The 19,989-nt window shown below is 57.6% G+C and carries 15 protein-coding genes; 3 read left to right on the top strand and 12 right to left on the bottom strand.

Features of this window, described 5'->3' with window-relative positions; genetic code table 11:
• Nucleotides 1-3: 3 nt before the first annotated feature.
• From QZT71_RS03495 to QZT71_RS03485, 3 genes are all read right to left on the bottom strand, one after another.
• Nucleotides 4-594, bottom strand: a complete 591-nt coding sequence (locus QZT71_RS03495) for a hypothetical protein (protein ID WP_295912496.1) — start codon at nucleotides 592-594, stop codon at nucleotides 4-6.
• A gap of 199 nt (nucleotides 595-793) precedes the next feature.
• Entirely contained in the window at nucleotides 794-1,171 is a 378-nt protein-coding gene (locus tag QZT71_RS03490) for a DUF2141 domain-containing protein (RefSeq protein ID WP_295912495.1), read from the bottom strand.
• A 12-nt stretch (nucleotides 1,172-1,183) separates the two neighbouring features.
• Nucleotides 1,184-1,411, bottom strand: a complete 228-nt coding sequence (locus QZT71_RS03485) for a 2TM domain-containing protein (RefSeq protein ID WP_295912493.1) — start codon at nucleotides 1,409-1,411, stop codon at nucleotides 1,184-1,186.
• 200 nt (nucleotides 1,412-1,611) lie between these two features.
• On the opposite strand from QZT71_RS03485, the gene QZT71_RS03480 reads away from it, so the two are divergent.
• The gene (locus QZT71_RS03480) at nucleotides 1,612-3,021 is read left to right on the top strand and encodes a sialate O-acetylesterase (protein ID WP_295912491.1); all 1,410 of its coding nucleotides are present in this window, start codon (nucleotides 1,612-1,614) and stop codon (nucleotides 3,019-3,021) included.
• Between the two features lie 44 nt (nucleotides 3,022-3,065).
• Here the strand turns inward: QZT71_RS03480 and QZT71_RS03475 are convergent, their stop codons facing one another.
• Nucleotides 3,066-3,371, bottom strand: coding sequence for a GNAT family N-acetyltransferase (locus tag QZT71_RS03475; protein WP_295912488.1), 306 nt, complete (start codon nucleotides 3,369-3,371; stop codon nucleotides 3,066-3,068).
• Between the two features lie 80 nt (nucleotides 3,372-3,451).
• Between QZT71_RS03475 and mutY the strand changes: the two genes are divergently transcribed.
• The gene (gene mutY, locus QZT71_RS03470) at nucleotides 3,452-4,492 is read left to right on the top strand and encodes an A/G-specific adenine glycosylase (protein WP_295912486.1); all 1,041 of its coding nucleotides are present in this window, start codon (nucleotides 3,452-3,454) and stop codon (nucleotides 4,490-4,492) included.
• On the opposite strand, the gene QZT71_RS03465 is transcribed toward mutY, so the two are convergent.
• From QZT71_RS03465 to QZT71_RS03430, 8 genes are all read right to left on the bottom strand, one after another.
• Nucleotides 4,468-5,430: a calcium/sodium antiporter gene (locus tag QZT71_RS03465; RefSeq protein ID WP_295912485.1), complete on the bottom strand. Its 963-nt coding sequence runs from the start codon at nucleotides 5,428-5,430 to the stop codon at nucleotides 4,468-4,470. The two genes, mutY and QZT71_RS03465, sit on opposite strands and share 25 nt — an antisense overlap.
• Nucleotides 5,431-5,535: 105 nt before the next feature.
• Nucleotides 5,536-6,336, bottom strand: coding sequence for a zinc transporter ZupT (zupT, locus tag QZT71_RS03460; RefSeq protein WP_295912480.1), 801 nt, complete (start codon nucleotides 6,334-6,336; stop codon nucleotides 5,536-5,538).
• A 199-nt stretch (nucleotides 6,337-6,535) separates the two neighbouring features.
• Nucleotides 6,536-7,402, bottom strand: coding sequence for an HAD-IIA family hydrolase (locus tag QZT71_RS03455; protein ID WP_295912477.1), 867 nt, complete (start codon nucleotides 7,400-7,402; stop codon nucleotides 6,536-6,538).
• The gene (locus QZT71_RS03450; protein ID WP_295912475.1) at nucleotides 7,402-8,298 is read right to left on the bottom strand and encodes a glycerophosphodiester phosphodiesterase family protein; all 897 of its coding nucleotides are present in this window, start codon (nucleotides 8,296-8,298) and stop codon (nucleotides 7,402-7,404) included. The genes QZT71_RS03455 and QZT71_RS03450 overlap by 1 nt, the downstream gene beginning before the upstream one ends.
• A 90-nt stretch (nucleotides 8,299-8,388) precedes the next feature.
• Complete coding sequence (locus QZT71_RS03445) at nucleotides 8,389-9,564, bottom strand: FN3 domain-containing metallophosphoesterase family protein (protein WP_295912472.1); 1,176 nt, start codon at nucleotides 9,562-9,564, stop codon at nucleotides 8,389-8,391.
• Nucleotides 9,565-9,623: 59 nt separating this feature from the next.
• A complete protein-coding gene (locus tag QZT71_RS03440) occupies nucleotides 9,624-11,180 on the bottom strand; it encodes a calcineurin-like phosphoesterase family protein (RefSeq protein ID WP_295912470.1) in 1,557 nt (518 codons plus the stop codon).
• Between the two features lie 83 nt (nucleotides 11,181-11,263).
• Complete coding sequence (locus QZT71_RS03435; protein WP_295912467.1) at nucleotides 11,264-13,033, bottom strand: RagB/SusD family nutrient uptake outer membrane protein; 1,770 nt, start codon at nucleotides 13,031-13,033, stop codon at nucleotides 11,264-11,266.
• A gap of 12 nt (nucleotides 13,034-13,045) precedes the next feature.
• Entirely contained in the window at nucleotides 13,046-16,183 is a 3,138-nt protein-coding gene (locus QZT71_RS03430) for a TonB-dependent receptor (protein WP_295912779.1), read from the bottom strand.
• Nucleotides 16,184-16,960: 777 nt separating this feature from the next.
• Between QZT71_RS03430 and QZT71_RS03425 the strand changes: the two genes are divergently transcribed.
• Nucleotides 16,961-19,900 (top strand): fibronectin type III domain-containing protein, encoded by a 2,940-nt coding sequence (locus QZT71_RS03425; RefSeq protein ID WP_295912464.1) that lies wholly within the window; start codon nucleotides 16,961-16,963, stop codon nucleotides 19,898-19,900.
• The last annotated feature ends 89 nt before the right edge of the window (nucleotides 19,901-19,989 follow it).

Here is a 19,989-nt window from a genome sequence, read left to right as displayed (position 1 = left end):
AGGCTATTCGTTCGGGTGGTTCGATTTGTAATTCAGGATGTGTCCCGGAACGATCATCATCGCCGCGAAACCTGCGATGAAGAGTCCCGGCACCCATCCTCCGGTGACCAGGAGCATGACGGGCGCGAGGGCGATACCGACGATGCCGCCGGCAACACCCGGTGTGAACCGGATAATCAGGCAGGTTAGGGTGGTCCCGATACCCATCAGCAGCAGGATGATGAAAAGAATCGGTATGCGGGTCGCGCCGAACATGGCCAGCATGCCGACGAACCAGGCCGACAGCCCTATGACCAGCCAGATTTTGTTGATTACCCGGTCGACGAACGTGTATACCCGGCCTTCGGCCTGCTTGTCGCGCGTGAGCCACATCAGCAGCGCACCCAATAAGGGAAGTGCGCCCCAGAGAATGTTCCACTGCGGGTTTTGTGTCCGCCATACGGCGAGCCACACGGCGATTGTGACGGCAACGGTCGTATAGCCCCATATGAGGAACGGCCGTCCGGAGTTGCGCACCATGCGGCTGCGGGTATTTTCGATCATGCGGCTGATGAGCGCGAAGCTCTCGGCGGCGTCTAATTTTTTATCTTCCATAGCGGTGTTTTCGTTTTGCTGCTCGGGCTGTCGTCTATCCGAAATGGTGGATTGCGCAGCTAAAGTTACGAATTATTTTTTACAGTTCCGCGCCTTTGGCGGGGTGCCTGCGCCCTCTGCCGGAAGGTCGTGGACGGTGTGTCGTGCTGCTGCCGGTAGGACGGCATGCCAGACGGACGGGGGCAGGCGCAGCATAAGGCTATTCATTCGTTTCGGACGGATAGCAGAGCTTCATCGTCACGGTGTTCCGTTCTGCGGCAAGCCTGCATTTTTGGGTCGCGTATCCCTCGGCGGGGCCGCGTTCGCCCATTTTCATTTTGTAGTCGCCGTCCTCGTCGTGGAAGAGCGAAACTTCGGCTGTTTCGGCGTCGATGCCTTCGAGCGTTACGGCGACTTTGCCCGTTTTTGCGGCGGCCATGCCGTAGACGGGCTGCTCCTGCCCGGCGGCCTTTGCCATGACGAGGATACTGCCCTTGTCGCTGCGGATGTCCGATACGGTGACTTCGAGCGTTTTGGCCGATGCGGCCATGGATGCCAGTGCGAAACCGATGGCCAGCAGGAGTTGCAGGATTTTCATAATCGGGTGTTTTTAACGGTAATTGTTTTCATCGTCGCAGTCCGTAAGGTACCATACGAGCGAAAGAATCAGGTTCAGGCCCCAGCCCGCGGCGACCCAGGCTACCCACCAGCAGTGGGGTGAAGTCTGCCAGTTGACGAATGCCAGGAATGCGCAGACGACCGCGTAGGTCGTGATGCGGCGGGTGAACCAGCGGCCGAAAAGGCGGCGTTTGTCGGAGGTGTTTTCCAGAAGTTCCATAGTCGTTATGCGTTTAAATGCCGTTGTCGGCTTATAAATATATTACAAATATAAAGTAGTTTATAAAATAAACCAAATTTCAAACCGGAAATTTTCGAAAAAAATCGATACCTATATTATAGCAAGGCGGATTTTGAAGCAGGCAGGGGGAGGACGATGACGGAAAAAGTTGTAAATTTGTGAAAATTTACACATTGGAAATGAAAAGAATATTTCTTTTACTCGCCTGTCTTGCCGCCGTATGGAGCGCTGCGGCCAAAGTCGAGCTGCCGGAGATTATCGGCAGCGGTATGGTGCTCCAGCAGAATGCCGAAGCCCGCCTGTGGGGATGGGCCAATCCCCGCACCGCCGTGCGGATTGAAACCTCCTGGGGCGGAAAATGCACGGTCGAAAGCGATGCCGAAGGCCGTTGGGTTGCCGTGGTGAAGACTCCGGCCGGCAGTTACGAACCGCAGCGTATCACGATCACCAGCGGTGAGCGGGTGACGCTGGACAATGTGCTGGTAGGCGAGGTGTGGTTCGCCGCCGGACAGAGCAACATGGAGATGCCGCTCGGCGGATTCAACAACTGTCCGGTCGCCGGGGCGAACGAGGTTATCGCCCGTGCCGGCGCCCGGCGCGGTAAACTCCGCTACGTGAAAGTCCCCCTGACGGCGACATACACCCCGCAGGAGCGGGTTGCCGGGAAGTGGAACGAATGCACGGCTGAAACGGCTCCCCGATTCACCGCTACGGGCTATTTCTTTGCCGCGATGCTCAACGACGTGTTGGACGTGCCTGTCGGCATCGTCGACTGCACCTGGGGCGGAACCCGTGTCGAAAGCTGGACGAACCGCGAAATACTGGAAACCTATCCCGATGTCGACCTTTCGGAGAAGGCCATAGCGACCATGACCGACTGGCTGCGCCCGATGGTGATGTACAACGCCATGCTGCACCCGCTGGCCGGATATACGATTCGCGGCTTTTTGTGGTACCAGGGCGAGTCGAATGTGAACCAGTATGCGGATTATGCCGTGCGGCTGGCCAATATGGTGTCGCTGTGGCGCGGCCTGTGGGGGCAGGGCGACATTCCCTTCTACTACGTCGAGATTGCTCCGTTCAGCTACAACAACAACTGCGCCGCCTACCTGCGCGAGGCGCAGTGGAAAGCGAGCGAGATAATCCCCAACAGCGGGGTGATTTGTACGAACGACCTGGTTGAGCCGTACGAGGCGACCAATATCCATCCCTGCAACAAGCGGGATGTCGGACAGAGGCTGGCGTATATGGCGCTCAACAAAACCTACCGATACGGCAATATCGCCTGCGAAAGCCCCCGGTACGAGTCGATGGAGGTGCGTGACGGCAAGGCTTACCTGACGTTCACGCATGCGAAGGACGGATTCAGCCGTATGGAAGACATCCGGGGATTCGAAATCTGCGGCCCCGACCGGGTATTCCATCCGGCCGACGTGGCGGTCGACCGCAGGAAACTGCAGTTGGTCGTATCCTCCGGCAAGGTGGCCGAGCCGGTAGCCGTCCGATACGGGTTCCGCGATTTCATGCCGGGCAACATCGCCAATCTGCGGGAACTGCCCCTCGTGCCGTTCCGTACGGACGACTTCTGAACAATGAAACCCGCTGTCAGGCGGGTTTCATTGTTCTTGCTTTTTTATTCTTTCCTCGCGGGAACCTCTTTCAGCACGACATCCGCCCATTCGGGATGGCGGTAGATGTATTGCGCGATGAAAGGACACTGGGGGATGATCTGTACCTTTTTTGCGCGGACGTCTTCGAGTACGGCGCGCACCAATTCGGCGCCGATGCCCTGTCCTTCGTATTTCTCGGGTACTTCGGTGTGTGTCAGTACCATGAATCCCTGTGCCTTGATGTATTCGACCATGGCAATGCCGCCGCCGAGATTGAATTCGTAGCGTTTTTCCGCGGCGTTGTCCACCAGTTTGTGTTCCTCTTCCATAACCGTAGTTTTTTGATGTTGCGATTCCTTTTTCAAATATAGTTCCCAAACGGGAAAAATGTTACTTTTGCACCTGAAAGATGGAGAACATTTCCGACATATTGATAGACTGGTACGCCCGCTGCGGACGCGATTTGCCGTGGCGCCGTACGCGCAATCCCTACCTTATCTGGCTCTCGGAGGTGATTCTCCAGCAGACGCGCGTGGCACAGGGCATGGAATACTATCTCCGCTTTACGGAACGCTTCCCCGACATTGCCGCCCTGGCCGCAGCACCCGAGGACGAAGTGCTCAAACAGTGGCAGGGGCTGGGCTATTACAGCCGTGCGCGAAACCTCCGTGCCGCTGCACGGCAGGTCGTGGAGCGGTTCGGGGGTGTGTTCCCCGCGACCTTCGGGGAGGTGCGTTCGCTGCGCGGCGTGGGCGATTATACGGCTGCAGCCGTTTGCTCTGCGGCCTACGACGCACCGTGTGCCGTGCTGGACGGCAATGTATACCGTGTGCTGGCGCGGCTTTTCGAAATCGATATTCCCATCGACACCACAGCCGGAAAGCGCGCGTTCGCCGAGCTGGCGCGTACGCAGCTCGATACCGCCCGTCCGGGACTCTACAACCAGGCAATCATGGATTTCGGGGCCCTGCAGTGCACGCCGTCGAATCCCCGCTGCGGGGAGTGCCCGCTTGCGCGGCGATGTCTGGCACTGGCGGCCGGAACTGTGGCTGCACGACCCGTCAAGCAGGCAAAGGCAAAGGTGCGCGACCGTTGGTTCAATTACCTGCACATAACGTGCGGCGGCAGGACGCTGCTGCACCGCCGCGATAGCCGCGATATCTGGCAGGGGCTGTACGAGTTTCCGCTTATCGAAACGGACAGGGCCGTGGACTTTGCGGAACTTTCCGCTTTGAAGCCCTTCCGGGAATTGCTGGCCGGCAGCGACCTGCACCTCGTGCGGAGCGTCGCGGTGCCGAAGCACCAGCTTTCGCACCAGACCCTGCATGCGGTGTTCCATCGCATCGAAGTGTCCGGCGCAGTGGATTTCCCCTCCGTGCCGACAGCCTCGCTGGGCGATTATGCCGTACCGCGGCTGATCGACCGTTACTTAATCAAGTACCAGATATAGGCGACGTATATCGCCAGGAAAATCGCACCCTCCCAGCGGTCGATTTGCTTTTTGCGGAATGTGAACGCCGTTACGAACAGCAGCAGCGAGCTCAACACCACCATCAGGATGTCCTTCAGCGTGATTCCGCCCATTGTCAGCGGATGGATTGTCGCGCTGACGCCCAGGATTAGCAGGATGTTGGCGATATTCGAGCCGATGACGTTGCCCAGCGCCATTTCGGCTTTGCCTTTGAGCAGCGATACGACGGACGAGGCCAGCTCGGGGAGTGACGTGCCGCCCGCTACGAGCGTGATGGCGATGATAGACTCGCTGATGCCCAGTGACCGGGCGATGGCCGTGGCGCTTTTGAGGAACATCTCCCCGCCGAATACCAGGCCTGCGAGGCCTCCGACTATCATCACGACCGACAGCCACAGGGCCGCGGGCTTTTTGGCGTTCTTGGTGTCGGACGTGCCTGTCTCGGCTCCGGAGCGTTTGGTGGCGCGTATCGTAAACCACATCAGCCCGATATAGAGTGCGAGCATGACGAGGCCGTCGAGGCGGCCGATTTTGTCCGTGCCCCCTGTGCCCATGAACCTGTCGGAAGTGACGGCGAGCAGGACGAGCGACGCGGCCATGCCGAACGGAATGTCGCGGCGGATGTTGCTGGCCGTCAGGGCGAGGGGGCGGATCAGGGCGCAGATGCCCAGGATGACGAATACGTTGAAGATGTTCGAGCCGACGACGTTGCCGATGGCTATGTCGCTGTTGCCCGCAGCGGCCGAAAGAACCGAAACGACCAGCTCGGGAGTCGAGGTGCCGATTGCAACGATCGTCAGTCCGATGATGAATTCCGGGACGCGGAAACGCTGTGCGACGGCGGCCGAGCCGTCCGTCAGGAAATTTGCGCCGGCGAGGATCAGTCCCAGACCGACGAGCAGCAGTAGAATATCCATATTATGAGTTTGTTGTATCGGTTTTTCCGCTTTGCGGCATGGAAGTGTACCGGCGTGCAGCGGGGGCGTCCTGTGCCGGAATCGGGCGGCGCGGATTCATCTGCCTCATGCCAGCATAATCAGGCTGACGGCCATCAGCGCCATGCCCGCCACGACGCCGTAAATTGAGATGTGGGCCTCGCCGTATTCGCGGGCCGCGGGCAGCAGTTCGTCGATTGAGATGAAGACCATGATGCCCGCCACCCCCGCGAGGATGCACCCCATCATCGTCGGCGACATGAACGGCATCAGTACCAGGTAGGCCAGCACGGCGCCGACGGGCTCCGCGAGGCCCGACAGCAGCGAGAGTTTGAATGCTTTTTTGCGGTCGCCCGTGGCGTAGTAAATCGGAATCGATACGGCGATGCCCTCCGGAATGTTGTGGATGGCGATTGCGACGGCGATTGCGACGCCGAGCGCCATGTTGTCGACGGCGGAGGCGAACGTGGCGATGCCTTCGGGGAAGTTGTGGATGCCGATTGCCAGTGCCGTCATCACGCCCATGCGCATCAGTTTGGGGTTGCGGGGCTGCTTGTCCATCTCCTCGACCATGTGTGCCTCGTGCGGATTTTCGAACGAGGGAACCAGCCGGTCGATGATGCCGATGAGCAGGATGCCCGCGAAGAAACTCGCCACAGTGACGAGGATGCCCATCCGTGCGCCCCATTCGGCCGAGAGGGAGATTTGCGCCTGCTGGAACAGTTCGACGAACGATACGTAAATCATCACGCCGCCCGACAGTCCGAGCGAGAACGCCAGCAGCCGTTTGTTGGTGCGGCGTGCGAAGAAAGCGATGGCGCTGCCGATGCCGGTGGCCAGGCCGGCTCCGAGTGTCAGCAGCAGCGGTATGAGTATATTGTGCTCCATAGGATTTGCGTTTGGTTATACTCCGCAAATATAGTGCTTTTCCTGCGAAAGCGAGAAAAAACCGGGCCGCAATGCGGCCCGGTTTTTCTGATATGTATATAGTTGCAGCTTCCGGGACAGGGTTATTCTCCGGACGGACGGGGCTGTCGCTGTGCGAAGCCGTCTGCGCCGTCCGCGCGGAATCCCGTTTCCCGGCTGCCTACTTGCCGTAAGCCTCGCGGAGCAGTCCGCCCAGTACCTCGATGCTGTCGGCGGTGATATGCGGCTGCGGGTCGGCCTTGTCCGCCACGTCGAGCGTCGTTTCGCCCGAGAGCACCAGTACGCCCATGGCTTTGGCGTTGTGTGCCATCGCCACGTCGGTGTAGATGCGGTCGCCGACCATCGCGATTTGGTCGGGCTGCAGGCCGTGCCGCGAGAGGATACCCGAGAGCATGTTGGGGTCGGGTTTGCCGAGCGTAATGTCGGGGCGCCGTCCCGTGGCATGCTCGAGGCACGCGCAAATCGAGCCGCAGTCGACCAGTACTGTCGGCTGGTCGGTGGGACATACGCGGTCGGGGTTGGTGGCGATGTAGGGCACGCCCTGCGACACCCACCATGCCGCGCGGCACAGGCGGTCGTATTGCAGCGTCATGTCGAACGCCGCGACGATTACGTCGGGAACGTCGTCCGCCGAATCCGCGGCCGATTCGAATCCTGCGGCCTCGAACTCCGAAATCATGCTCGGCGTGCCGAGCAGGAAGAGCCGTTTGGCGGCGGGGTGGTGCTCCTTGATGTAGTCGATTGTCGCCAGCGCCGTGGTGTACATTTCGTCGCGCGTGGCGTGTATGCCCAGCACTTCGAGTTTATGCAGGTAGTCGGCGATGGATTTGGAGGGGTTGTTCGTCAGGAACGAGTAGCCGATACCCATCTGCTTCAGCCCCTCGAGGAACGGTTTGGTGTAGGGGAAAAGCGACATGCCCATATAAATCGTGCCGTCCATGTCGAGCGCCACGTGTTTGATGCGGCGCAGGCGTTCCATCAGTTCGTCGTGTGCGTAAACCGAGCGGTATTTGTCGAATGCTGCCATTATTTCCGATTGAGGTTGAGGTTCTGGAACAGGTAGGGATAGTCGGTTTCGATGACGTCGCATCCCGTCGGGATCTCGAGTTCGTAACCTTTGATTTTCTCGGCGTCGGTAGCCCGGCGGTCGTGCGTCGGGGCAAGCGAAATCATGCACATCACACCGTTTTCATGCAGCTTGCCGTAGAGTTCCTGCTGGTCGGGGAGCATCATCGTGCCCACGTAGGCCATTACCTGCGACCAGGGAATCTGCTGGTCGACATACTCGTTGAACTCTTTCATGTTCTTGCACCAGCACGAGAACATCGCCTGCGGGTCGCGGTCGAGGTAGGTGCGGGCCTGTTTGGCGTTGCGCACGGTGTACATGACATTGGCCGGGGCGAGGCGGTTGATGAACGAGGACATGACCTCCAGCGGTACGTCCTTGATGTCGAGGTTGAGAATCGTCTTGCCCTGGCTCCAGGCGATGCACTCCTCGAGGGTCGGGATTTTGTAGGTCGTCACGTTGCCTTCGCGGTCCTTGAGGAAGAACTGCTGCAACTCCTCGTAGGTGTAGTCCGATACCTTACCCGTGCCGGTGGTCGTGCGGTCGAGCGTGGCATCGTGCATCAGCACGATTACGCTGTCTTTGGTCATGCGCGGGTCGATTTCGAAGAACGAGGGCATCATCGAGAGCGTCTTTTCGAACGACTCGATGCAGTTCTCGGGGTAGCCCGTCACCATGCCGCCGCGGTGGCCGCTGATGACGACCGGACGCTGGGGCGAGTAACGGAACCATTCGTGCAGCTGTGCGCGGTCCCTGATGTCAATGTAATGGGGCCCTTCGGCCTTTTGCCCGCCGGAGTCGCATCCGCAAAGCAGGAAGCCGAGCGCGAGGGCAGTCAGTAGTCTTGAAGTTTTCATAAACGGTGTTTTTTATGGATTGAAGTCTGTTTCCGTTTCAAAGACAAAGGCGCACGGAGCGCCTTTGTGCCTGTTTGTCTTTCGTCGGCGTTACTTGTCGATACGGTGCCGCTTGATGCTCTCCCCGCGTGTGTTGACCACGTCTATGTCGATGCCCTTGCGGTCTGCTTTCACGACGAGTTTGTCGTTGTTGGAATTCACGAGAATCGGGAACTTCGTGCCGCGGCTGCCGTCGTCGATGTAGGCGTAGCGGTGGTAGTGGCCGCAAAGCATGACATCGACCGAGGCCTCGTTGAGAATCGGTACGAACAGCCGCCGCAGCTCCTGCTCCCCGTGCCAGCTTCCCTTGCCGCCCGGAATCATGTGCAGGATGACGATGTGGACGGGTGCCGATCGGTATTCCTCGCTTTGGACTACCTGTTGCAGCCAGCGGGCTTCCTGTTCCCGGTAGGCGTCGGTTGTCGACATGCCGTAGTAGCGGATATCGCTGTCGGGTTTGTCCTCACCGCAGTCCAGTACGAGGAAACAGACGGGGCCCTGCCTGAAAGCATAGTAAACCTCACCCGTCGAAGTGGGAAAGTAGTCCAGGAACTTCGATGAGAAGGAACCCCGGTTTTCGTGGTTTCCGCGCGCAGCGACGATGGGAACGCCTGCGGGCGTGAGCAACTCGGCCGCCGAGTTGAGGTAGCCGTCGAACAACTGTTTCTCGGACTCCATCGAACTCAACATGTCGCCGTTGAAGCAGACGAAATCCGGTTTTGCCTTTTCCACGCCTTTCAGCAGCAGCCGGAATACCGAATCCCGGGCGTGAATGTCGTTCACGACCCAGAATTCGGTTTTATCCTTCGATTCGTCCAGCGTGGTGGCCGTATAAGGCTTGTGTTTGAGGATGTCGCTGCCGTAACCTTCGCCCAGGATGACCCGTTTGTTGCCCTCTTCGCAGAGCACGCCCTGCTGCATGATGCGGTAACGGTAGGTCGTACCCGGCTCCAGCCCCTCCACACGCACGCGGTGCAGGCGGCCTATGCGGCGCTTGCCGATGTGCGAGTCGTAATACTTCGGCCGCTCGGCGGCATAGAAGTGCGACCCGTCGTCAGGAGCTACTTCGACCCACGATGCCGCGTCCATGGTGGTCGTCCATACGACGGTGAAGCCGTCGTCGGTGACCTGTTGCAGGTAAGGCCCGTGCGCGATGCGTACCGAGGGTTGTCCGAAAGCGATGCCTGAAAACAGCAGGGCCCCGAGTAGTGTGAGCAGTCGTTTCATATTCTCGTTATGACTTTTGAATCGCAATATGCAAAGTTACGGAATTTTCCACACAATTCCTATTCGCCCACCGGGAAATCTTCGGGCAGGCCCGTCGTATATTTCGATTGGGTATAAGTCGTTCCGAATCGGTCCGTAGCCCGCACCTCGACCGAAGCCGACGGCGACTTGAGCGTGTAGTAAAAGAGGTGGCTCGTGTTCTTGCGGTCGTAGTTGTCGGGATCGCGGCCCTGTACACCGCAGTGGTATCCCGAAGCCCAGGCGTCGCGTTTTGTCGCGCTGCTTTCGTAGGGCAGCATTTCGCCGGTCTTCGTGCCGTTTTCGAATACCTCGATTTTCCACTCCTTGTCGGCGTTCCAGATATTTGCTACGATCTGGTCGTCGCCGTTGTAGTGGAACTGGTAGTTGGGAGTGTAGCCAGTCATGAAAATGTCGCTGCCGCGGTAGAGGCGGATTTGATAATCGGGGTCGAAGCCGGTGGCTTTATATACCCAGTCGGTGATTGTGGCGCCCTTGATGTTGTAGATGGCATAGCCGTTGGGCGTGCCGTCGGTGTTGATCGTAGAGTGCCACCAGGCGCCGCAGGCTGCGCCGTGTACGTGCTCGTAGTGGCTGTCGTAGGCATTGTTCTCTGCATAGTGCGTGTGGCCCGACATGATATGGACTTCGGCGAACGGCTTGAGCAGGTCGAATACCGCCTGTACGTTCTGGCCCGTGCTGGCCCGCATCGGGATGTGGACGCAGAGAATCACCATCTTGTCTTTCGAAACGTAACTCAAATCCTGCTGCAGCCATGCGACCTGGTCGTCGCGGAACCCGAGCGAATAGTCGTTGTGGTTGGGGAAGACGATGTTGTCCATGGCGACGATGTGCACGTTGCCCCGGTTGAACGAGTAGTTGACCGGCCCGAATGCCAGCTCGAAGTTACGCTGCGCCGCGATGTCGTGCGCGACGGTGTACTTGTCCTTGGCCACCGAGATTACCTTGTTGTCGTGGTTGCCCATGACCTGGAAGAGCGGCAGGCCGAGTTTGTCCTGCTGCATGGCTTTCTTCATCAGCGGGAATACGTCGTTCGTATAGTCGGTATTGGCGGTGTTCCAGCCGATATCGCCCAGCGTGATACCGTAGCAGGGCAGCGTCGAAGCGGCCACCTGTGCGGCTACGTCGGGTACCGTTTCGTTGTTGAAACGTGCGATGTTGGTGGTATTCTGGCATTGCGGGTCGGCGATGCAGAAGAGGTTGAACTCGTTCTCGGCGCCTCCGGCCAGCGGAGTGAGCGTGAAGTCGTAGCGTTTGCGGCCCTCCGTGAGTTTCTGCCAGAAGCAGGGCAGACCCGCTCCCATCGGAACCTCGTAGGTCTCGGGAATCGAGAGGAATACATGGTACGAGAATTCATTGCCCGTCAACTGGTAAACGCCGTTTTCGTCGGTGGCGGTACAGGTGTAGCCGTCGCTCACGACCACACCCTGCAGGCGGTTGCCCTGCGTGTCGGTCACCACGCCGTAAATATCCGTCATCGGGTCGATGGGGGTCTTTACCGGACGTTCGTCGTCGTTCGAACACCCTGCAAGGAACAGGGCTGTGAGTGCGGCGATGATAAATATGTATCGTTTCATTGTATGCTGAATTAAAATTTATGTTTGGGCGGCACGTACCCCGGAGGCGGAAATTTCCTCCGGGGTGCGCGCCTTCACCCGTTTTATCTCCAGTAATAGTTTTGTCCCAGGTCGGGGTTGATGTTCAGCGCCGTCTTGGGGATGGGGCGCAGGTAGCGCTTCTCCTCGAAGTTGCGGCCTACGGTGTAGAGCAGGCGTCCGCTGGTGCCGTTCTCCAGCGAGTATTTGCTGTTGTTGAGCACGATGTAGGTCACGCCCGGCTCGTTGCCTGCTTCGTTTGCGACGACGCAGACGTCGTTGATACCGTCGCCGTTGAGGTCATACGGGGTGTCCATGGCCGGGATGTAAATGCCGTACCACTGCTTGTTGAGCAGCTCGCCCGCATGCCAGCGCATCAGGTCGTCGTAGCGGAAACCTTCGAGCAGCAACTCGATGGCGCGCTCGCGGCGGATTTCCAGCAGGTCGCTGTTATCCAGTTTGTAATACTCCTGCAGGTAGGGGTCGGCCGTGGTCGGGCGTTTGCCGTCGACGCCGGCGCGTTCGCGCAGCGGCTTGATGGTTTTATTCCAGATATCGTCGCTGAACTCGCCCAGTTCGGCTTTCGCTTCGGCGTAGTTGAGCAGCACTTCGGCGTAGCGCATGATCGGCAGCGAGTTATAGGAAACCTTGGCCGATTCGTATGCCTTGTCGTCGATGTTGTACTTGATGATCTGGTAACCGGTCAGCGTCACCGTGAAGTCGGGAGGCGTGGGGGTCGATGCGCCGCCTACGAGTTTCTCGTAACCGGGGGTGATGATGCACTGCTGCAGGCGGTAGTCGCGGTTGGCGATCTCCGTCGTGAACTCTTCGCCGGTGGCCGTGTGGCGCGAGCCGTCGAGGTTGAGGTAGGTTTTCACGAAGTCCTGGTCGAGCGACCAGCGCTGTCCGTAGCTGCCCGAGGTGTATCGCCAGGTCAGGTCGTGGAACGTGGTCATGCCGACGCTCATCTGGCGGGCCCAGATCACCTCGGTGGTGTTGACGGCCTCCTGCGTGAAGAGCTGGCGGTACTGGGTCTTGACCTGCGCCGGGTTGTTCACGAGGTTGTACACGCCGGCGTTCATCAGCTCCTCGCAGGCTTTGACGCACTCGCGCAGGAACTTTTCGGAAGCCTGCTTGTCCTCCCAGGCCTTGCCCGTGGAGGGATCTACCGGATGGTATTTGCGGTAGGTGCCTTCGAACAGGCATACGCGGGCTTTGTAGGCCAGTGCGATGTAGCGGTTGATACGGGCGCAGTTGATCCATTCGGCCGAAGTATAGCAGTGCTGGCAGGCGAAATCCAGATCTTCCAGTATGCGCTCCATGACAAATTCACGGCTGTCGCGCGTCTTGTAAAGGTTCACCATGTCCTCCGGGTCGATCGGCTCTTCGTACCAGGGCACGGCGCCGAACAGCTTGACTTTCTCGAAATACTGCCATGCGCGCCAGAAACGGGCCGTGCCTTCGTAGTGGTTGTAAACCGTTTCCGAAAGTCCTTTCGCCTCACGCATGTGAACCAGGAAGTAGTTGATGTTGTAGATCGGCGTCCAGTTGCCGATGGACCAGCTGCCCTGCAGATCGGGCGTCCACGATGCATTGGTCAGGAACGTGAACGACTTTTCCGTCGCCATGATGTCCGAATACCCGTCGCCGAAGCCCAGATCGTCCGAGGAGGGGGTGTACTTGTTGAGGAATCCGTTGACATAGGTCAACAGCGAGCTCTCGTCCGTGAAGTAATCGCCCGAACCGACCTTGGCGCTGGGCTCCCTGTCGAGGAAGCCTTCGCAGGAGGTCAGCAGGAAGCAGGCCGAGATCAGAATATATGTTATCTTTTTCATTGTCATCCGAATTTAGAAAGTTATGGTCAAACCGATCGTGTACGATCTCATGACGGGATAACCGTCGCCGTCGCCGAAGTTGTCGCTGCCGAACTTGTCGGTGCCGTAGTCGGCGTCGCCGGCATAGATACCTTCCGGGTCGTAGTTCTTCGCGTATTTCTTGAGCGGGGAGAACGTGAGCAGGTTTTCACCCGAGACATAGATCTTCAGCGCCTGGAGGCCGATCTTGTTGATCATCTCCTTGGGGAAGTTGTAGTCGATGGTGAGGTTCTTCAGGCGGATGTACGATGCGTCCTGCACGTAGCGCGTATTGGGCTGTGCGAGAATCAGGCCCGAGTCGCTGGCCGAATAACCGACCAGGCGCGGCCAGTAGGCGTTCCGGTTGGTCGGCGACCAGCGGTCGCTGTTGTGCCACGGCAGGGCCATGCTGTACGGGCGTCCGTACTGTCCCCAGAAGTAGCCCGACTCCTTGGCCGGGTACCAGTCGCGTTTGCCGACGCCCTGCCACATCATGCTCAAGCCGATGCCGTTCCAGCGCACGCCGCCCTGGATGCTGTAGCTGTAGCGGGGCGTAGTGTTGCCGATCTTCACCAGGTCGCCGTGGTTGTAGATCGTGTTGTTGCCGTTGTTCACATAGCCGTCGCCGTTGAGGTCGAGGTAGCGCGGGTCGCCTGCCTGCCATGTCGACGAACGGTTGGTGAACTTCGAATAGTTGGCCCATGTCTGCGCCTCTTCGTCGCTCTGGAACAGGCCGTCGCACTTGTAACCCCACATTTCGCCGAGCGTCATGCCCTCGTAGTAGTTGATCGAATAGTTCGTCGGGAGCGTACCCGTCTTGCTGGTGTAGCGCGTGATTTTGCTGACGTTGTCCCATACGGCCACCTTGATGTTGTAGCTCAAGGTTTTGCCGCCTACGGTGTGGCTGTCGCGCCAGGAGAGGCTCGCCTCCCAGCCGTCGGTGCGCATGTCGGCGTAGTTGCCTTTGGGAGCGCTGTTGCCGAATACGGCGGGCAGCTCTTCGCCAACGACGTACATGTCGGTGGTCTTCTTGCGGTAGATGTCGGCCGAGAAGTTCAGGCGGCCGTTGAATGCCTCGAAGTCCAGACCCAGGTCATAGGTCGTGGCCTTTTCCCATGTCAGGCCGTCGGGAATCGGCGACGGGGCCTGCGTGTAGTTGAATACCGCACCGTTGTTCAGCAGGCCCGACTGCGAGATGGACATCGACGAAAGGTATGCATAGGCGTCGCTGATAAGGCCGTTGCCGGCGGAACCCACCGATGCGCGGATTTTCAGGTTGTCGAGCCAGTTGGCGCTCTTGAGGAAATTCTCCTCCGAAATACGCCATCCTACCGAACCCGAGGGGAAGAAGCCCCAGCGCTGTCCGGACGGGAACTTGGAGTTGCCGTCGTAGCGGCCGCTGACTTCAGCGAGGTATTTGCCTTTGTACGAGTAGCTTGCGCGGAAGAATGCGCCGACGAGGCCCCAGTCGTAGCTGCCGTTGTCTTTCAGCGTCATCGCTTCGCCCTCCAGCAGGCTGAAGTTGGGCTTGCCGGGGATGATGATGCCTTCGCGGCTCATCAGGTTGCTCTTGTAGGTGTAGTCCTCGATGTTCCAGCCGCCCAATACGGTCAGCGAATGGTTGTCGCCCAGGCGCGGGGTGTAGGTCAGCGTGGCGCTCGATGCGACTTTCTGGCGGTTGTAGGAGCGCTCCTCGTAGAGCGAACCTGCGGGACGCTCGCCCGAGCTTTCCGGGCCGGTGTAGTAGGTGTAGCTGTTCACGGCCTGGCGGCGGTCGGTCTGGTTGAAATAGAAGCTCACGTCGGCATTGGCGACGAGTACGTCTTTCAGGAGGTCGAGCGTGATCGACGTGCGGTTGGTCATGTCGTATTTGCGGTCTTTGCGCCACGAGTTGCCCTCGACGAAACCTGCCCAGCCGGTGTATACGGCCGCTTCGGTCCATGTGCCGTCGGGGTTGGTGACCAGTGCGACGGGGTAGGCCTGGTGGTTGAGCATGCGCGATACGGTCATCGGCGTGGTGCTGATACCGGTGTGTCCCGTCGGCTGGTGCGAATAGCGGTACATGAAGTCGGTGCTGTTCTCCACGCGCAGCCAGGGTTTCACGTTGACGATACCCTTGGCCTTGACGTTAAACTGCTGGTATTTTTCATCGCCGGCGTTGTAGATGCCGTCTTGTTCGAACATACGGCCGGAAACGTAGTAGGAAGCCACGTCGCCGCCGCCCGTTACGCTGATGTTGTGCTGGTGTCCGGTGGTGTAGTCCTTGTAGAATACGTCGTACCAGTTGGTGTTGCCGAAATATTCGTAGGCGTTGCGGTTGTTCACGCGCCATTTTTCATACGAAGGGTCGCTGTTGCGGCGGGCCAGTTCGTCGTACCAGGTGCGGTTGAACTTGAAGACGTTGTTGATGTTCGCGGGATCCTTGCCGAAAGCGTTGACGTAGGACTCGAGGAACGAGGTGGTATAATCGTAGCCGTTGGTGACCATTTGCGGTTTGGTGGCGCGCTGGTAGAATGTGAAAGTGCCGTTATAGGTCACTTTTGCGCTGCCTTTCTGCGGGGCTTTGGTCGTGAGGAGGATGACGCCGAACGTTCCGCGTGCGCCGTATACGGCGGTCGAGGAGGCGTCTTTCAGGACGGAAATCGATTCGATGTCGTCGGGATTGACGGTCGACATGTCGGTTTCTACGCCGTCGACCAGCACGAGTGCCGAACCGCCCGAACCGATCGAGTTCTCGGCGCCGCGGATGCGAACCGTGGCGCCCCGGTTGGGCTTACCGTCGGAAAAGGTCATCGTAAGGCCGGGGATGGCGCCCTGGAGCGAGCGCGAAATGCTCATCGACGAGCCCATGCGCTCTTCGAGCCCTTTCGTCGAAAGGGTTTCGACGGCGCCCACGATGTCGCGGCGTTTCTGTACGCCGTAGCCGACGACGACGACCTCTTCGAGGCTGGTGTTGTCTTCGCTCATGGTAACGTCGATGGTAGATTGATTGTTTACGTGGATTGTTTGCGGCTTGTAACCTACGTAGCTGAAGTTCAGGGATTCGGAATTGTCAGCTTTGAGCGTGTAGGCGCCGTCTACATCGGTTGTGGTGCCTCTTGTGGTGCCGGGAACGGTGACGGTGACACCGATGAGAGGAGTTCCGGCTTCGTCTTTAACGACACCCGAAACAGCTTTCCCCCCCCCCTTGCGCCAGGGCCGGTAGCGAAAATGTCACATAGAGAAGTGTAACCGTAAGGAGCCTGATGTAAGAGCGTATTTTGCCCTGTACGTCAAGTCCGGTCAGCGTGTAACATTGTTTCATTTTACATCAGTTTAAGTTATTAATCGGTTCATTGCCGGTTTTCCATACCTATTATATATAGGCCGGAATATTCCGGGGATTTCGGCTGGTGCAAGTCATTCCCGATACAACTTCTTCTGGAGAGCGTTGAAAAAAGTGTTTAGGTTTCTGTGTTTGTCAGGTGGTTTTTTTAATTATTTAATAAAAAGTCCTTTATTTTCTTCCAAATATATGTTTTTATTTTCTTTCGTGCAACTTTATGATTGAAAAACATCTAAAAAATAACAAAAAGCAATATTATTATCTCATATTTGCAAATTAATAGCGCATAACGGCTTAAAAATCAAAGCGTATTTGTTTCTTCCTCTGTATGCGCCGCAAATGTCTTTGATTCTTGTCTTAAAGATGTTAGAAAATATTTAAAAAATTACTAAAAGAAATTATTTTTATCTGAATATTGCTTTTTGTGTCGGAAAATTTGCAGGAAAGAAAAATTGTTTTTATGTTTGCCCTGCAAGTTGTTCAAGACATAATCTTTTCTTTTGGGAGTAAGGAGGTGCTTTCCCGCACATCCGTATTGCTATTTATGTAATAGTTATTACTCTAATCAAAATGTTATGAAACTTATGAAAAATTGGATAAAGACGATGCTCGTGGTGTCGGCCCTCTGTCTGGCGGCGTGTGCCGATGATCCGGATGTGGCTCCGCTCAAGCGGGATACCGATGTCGTCGAGCTGACGTACAATGCGAACGCTACGTCCCAGGTGTCCGTGCGCTATGACGGCTCGTGGTCTGCCCGCGTCGAGTGTCTGGACGAGGCCAGCGGAACGCCCGTGAACAACTGGTTTGCCATTTCGCCCTCCGAGGGTGTCGGCAACGGCCGGGACTACCAGTGGGTGACCATTACGGCCGAGCGTAATGCCGGCGACAAGCGTGTGGGATACATCTACCTGAAGCCGGCGAACGGCCAGGAGATGAAGATCGAGGTTACGCAGGCCGACGGCCATTTCAAAGTGAAGGATCCGGTTGTCTCCGGCAGCCTTAAATCCAACACGGAGTCGACTGCGGCTCTTTCCATCGAATACGACAAGGCTTTCGGCGAGGAGATCGTCGAAATTACCGCTTCGCTCTCCGGCGATGCCGCACAGGGACTCTCCATCAAGGATAAATACGAAACGGTTATCGAGCGTGAAGGCAGCGGTACGATTTCCGTGCCTATCACGGGTACGCCTGCAGAGCTGGGCGAACTTGTTTGCCATGTGACGTTCAAACTCGACGGCGTGGTGAAATTCCAGGGCGATGTTACCGGATCGGTAAGCTCTTCGAACGAGGTGTTCAAGATGGGCTTCGAGTTGTTCGTATGGGGCGGCGATTATCCGAACAACAAGAAAGGTCCGGGGCCGAACGGCTCTGCGGGTGCGGGTAAGGATTTCGATGGCACCGAAGAGGCGCTACCCGACCAGATTACGGCGGGCAGCGACGGTACGAGCGACGTGTTCAAAACCATGGGCGAGCAGTACCGCATCAACCGCGGTGTCGAGAAGTGGGCCGGAGAGCGTGTTTACGAGCATCCGGGCTATGTGAAGCTGGGTGTTACGGCCAACGGCGGCTGGATTATGACGCCGGAGCTCGAGAATCTCACCTCTGCGCCGGAAACGGTGACGGTTTCGATCGATTTCCTGCGTTTCGATAATTCGCCGGGTACGTATATCGTTTCGGCCGAAGGTGCGGGTACCGTAACCAACGGCGAAGTGAACAATACCGTACTGCCTGCGCAGACGTCGGCTGCCGGTCGTAAATGGAAGACGCTGACCTTTACGGTAAAGGATGCGACCAACAAGACGCGCATCAAGATTGCGGCCCAGACTATGGGGCTGGAGGGGTATCGTATCAATATCGACAACATTACCGTTATGGCGGCCGATAAGGTGGAGGTTACCGAGAAACTGCCGGCGCCCGAACTCGAGAAGCTTGCCTATGTTCCCGGCGAAACGTCCCTTGTCTTTACCTGGGAGGGTGTGAAGGGCGCTACTTCCTATGAGGCGTCCGTTGCCCAGCAGAGCCGTCCCGATTTCCGCAAGACGATTGAAACGAAAGAGGCCGGCTGTGAATTTACCGACCTGGAACCGGGAATTTATCTCTTTAGTGTCAAGGCGCTTTACGCCGGGAATGCCGAGTTCAATTCCGATGAAACGACCAAGGTTGTCGGTACTATTGGCTTTGCAGTTGAGAAACTGGCGACGCCGACGGAACTGGTGTCCAGCGATGTGACTTCTACCGGCGTTAAAGTTGCATGGGAGGCAGTCAGCGGTGCCGCCAGCTACCGTGTCGTCGTTAAAACCACGGCGGGCGGGCAGGAGGCTTTCTCGAAAGTCGTTACTGCGACGAATTGTACGGTCACCGGCCTTGTGCCGGGTACGGACTATACGGTTTCGGTTCAGGCGCTTGTCGGCGATGGATCGCAGCCGAATGAATTCGACTCGGATGAAGTGACTGCGACGTTTGCGACGCCTGCTCCGGTTCCGATGACCGCACCCACGGTGCGCCTCTATGATAAAACGTACGGCTATGCGGTTATCGAGTGGGAGCTTTCTCCCAAAGCGCTGGAAGAACGCCCCGTTTCCGGATCGGATACCTTCGACTTCCGCCTGAAAGGACCCGATGGAGCCGTTCTCGACAGTTGGACGACCGAAAAATACAATGCCTTTGCTTTCGCGAGGTATAAATTCTATCGCTTTGCATTCGGCGGACTCACTCCCGGAACAAACTATACGATGGAAATGCGCCGTAAGGCGGATGCTAAATCTACGGAATTCGTGGATTCGGACTGGGCTTCCGTGGCTGTGACGACGGATGCAGCTCCCTCGACGGACGGGTATCTGCTCTATGCGGACTTCGATAACTTCCCGTATGGCGCTGAACCGCTGATGTGTGCTTATGGTCGCGCTATCGGTTCGGTGAAAGATTATACGAAAGAGGTTGTATTTACGATTCCCGGTAGTAAGAATACCGTTTATAATCCGACGGCAAAATGGAGCGATGCGACATTCTGTGCTGCTTATGCTCCGATGTGGGATGCTGCGGAACTTACCAATGCAACGCTGAATTCCAATGTCAACCTTGCTATAGGTTATGTGAAATTCGGAGGAGGCTCCAAGCCGGCTTGGCTGACGCTGCCGAAGTTTACGTCGCTTGCATCGCCTGCGGATATCGTGCTTGAACTGAAAGCATCGCCTTATTACGAGCCGAGCAATCCCGGCGGCTCCATGGAGGAGAGTCCGGTTGCCGAGGAGGGTGTCGAATTCTATGTTCGCGTAACGGGCGCCACTGTGACCGAGGCTGATGGCCAGGCGGTCGGAGCGGGTGATGTGAAGTTGGTGAACAAGAAATCCCCGGAGATGGGCGACAATGGTGCTGAAGCCCTGAAGCGGTATGTTTCTACGGGGCATACCCTGAAACTTTCGGGAGTGACTGCTGAAACGCGCATTATGATTTATACGGCCCTCGATAACGATGGCAAGCAACATCGTATGTGGCTGGATGACCTGAAAGCAAAGAAGCAATAGTAGCTGAAATGATGGAAAGCTTGGGACTGCGGGCAACCGCAGCCCCCGGCTTTTTTGTGTGCTGTCGGAGAAACGAAAGGAAAGAAAAG

Source organism: uncultured Alistipes sp. (assembly GCF_902388705.1).
Taxonomy (GTDB): Bacteria; Bacteroidota; Bacteroidia; order Bacteroidales; family Rikenellaceae; genus Alistipes.
Note: the sequence above shows the minus strand (reverse complement) of the source record. Positions and strands in the feature narration are given on the sequence as shown.